This is a genomic window from Bartonella sp. ML70XJBT (genome assembly GCF_028618425.1).
Taxonomy (GTDB): Bacteria; Pseudomonadota; Alphaproteobacteria; order Rhizobiales; family Rhizobiaceae; genus Bartonella.
In genome coordinates this window covers 3532-5138 of the sequence record NZ_JAQISX010000043.1, presented here as the reverse complement: position 1 = coordinate 5138, position 1607 = coordinate 3532, and the positions used below count along the sequence as shown (strand labels likewise).

The following is a 1607-nucleotide window of genomic DNA, read 5'->3' as shown; positions in this document are numbered from 1 at the left end:
GCGCGGCTTGATGATTTGAGAAACCGTCCAGAGACCTATAAGCATATATGGGAGGGGGCTTATCTTACAGCGGTTCAAGGTGCTTACTTTCAAAAAGAGATGTTGGCAGCCGAGGAGGAGGGGCGGATAGGGCGTGTTGCACGTGACCCTTTAATGCAGATACGCGCCTTTTGGGATATTGGCGGGACGGGCGCTAAGGCAGATGCAACAGCGATTTGGATAGCGCAATTTATTGGTAGAGAGATCAGAGTGCTTGATTATTACGAGGCTCAAGGGCAGCCCTTATCCGAGCATATCGGTTGGTTGCGTCAAAATGGTTATGAGAAGGCACTGATGGTGTTACCCCATGATGGTGCAACCAGAGATCGTGTCCACAATGTGAGTTTTGAGAGTGCTCTCAATGATGCGGGTTTTGAAACGCAAGTGATCCCTAATCAAGGGGCAGGTGCTGTTAAGATGCGGATAGAGGCAGTGCGGCGTATCTTACCTTCTGTTTGGTTCAACGAGGAAACAACGGTAGCAGGACGCAAGGCACTGAACTGGTATCATGAAAAATGGGATGAGAAGCGGAATATAGGGTTAGGCGCCGAGCATGATTGGTCCAGTCATGCAGCCGATGCCTTTGGCTTAATGTGTGTGGGTTATGAACAGCCGGTGCAGAAACATAAGAGAGAAGCTTACAGCGGTAGAGAAGCTTATGAGAGCACGTCATGGATGGCAGAATGATGCATGATGAAGAGCATTTAGACAAAGATAGCAACATTTCAGATTTGTCAAGGGAAGGTTTGTTTCGCAAGCTTGTGAACTGGTACAAAGAAGATGTTGAGCATGTGAACAAATGGCGTGAGCAAGCGCGTGAAGATTTTCGTTTTTACAATGGAGATCAGTGGAATGAAGCCGATTTAGCAGCATTAAAAGAACAGCGCCGTCCCGTTATGACTTTTAATCGGATAGCCCCGCTTGTGAATGCGGTTGTGGGGTCAGAGCGTAATAATAAGCGAGAGGTACAATTTATCCCCCGTCAAATAGGCAAGGCATTACCCAGTGAATTGCTTACAGGGGCGGCGGAATGGTTTAGAGACATGGCACAAGCGGAATATGCAGATTCGGATGCTTTCCAAGATGCTGTCATCTGCGGCATGGGCTGGACTGATACGCGACTTGATTATGAAAACAGCCTTGATGGTGAACCGGTTATCACACGTTTAGACCCGTTGAAGATGGTTTGGGATAGCGCAGCCGTACAACCGAATTTAACCGATGCACAACGTATGTGGTATGTGGACCGCAAGCCTTTGGAAGTTGCAAGACAAATGTTTCCGAAAGCCCATTGGAGTGAACTGAGTGCGGATTGGGCGAGAGATGGGAGTGCTTATGAAGGGGTTCATCATAATGATTTAGAGGCTTATGATGATGAGAGAGGCATTGATGTTGAAAACGGTCGACGAATGGTTACGCTTGTCGAATGCCGTTGGTTTGAAAGCGAGAGATATTATAAAGCGCCCGATTTAAGCACTGGAGAACTTCGTGATTATAGCGAGGAGGAGTTTAAACAACTCCAATGCATGATGCCTCAGATACAAGGGGCAGCTTTTAATAAAAAGGTG

Annotated in this window: 1 protein-coding gene and 1 pseudogene; both read left to right on the top strand. The window is 47.4% G+C overall.

Going from position 1 to position 1607, the window contains the following annotated elements; genetic code table 11:
• Positions 1–726: pseudogene (locus PVV65_RS08880) on the top strand (PBSX family phage terminase large subunit); the annotation flags it as partial.
• Positions 711–1607 (top strand): portal protein (locus PVV65_RS08875; RefSeq protein WP_273789913.1); only part of this gene is annotated, 897 nt, incomplete at its 3' end. The pseudogene PVV65_RS08880 and the gene PVV65_RS08875, both read left to right, overlap by 16 nt.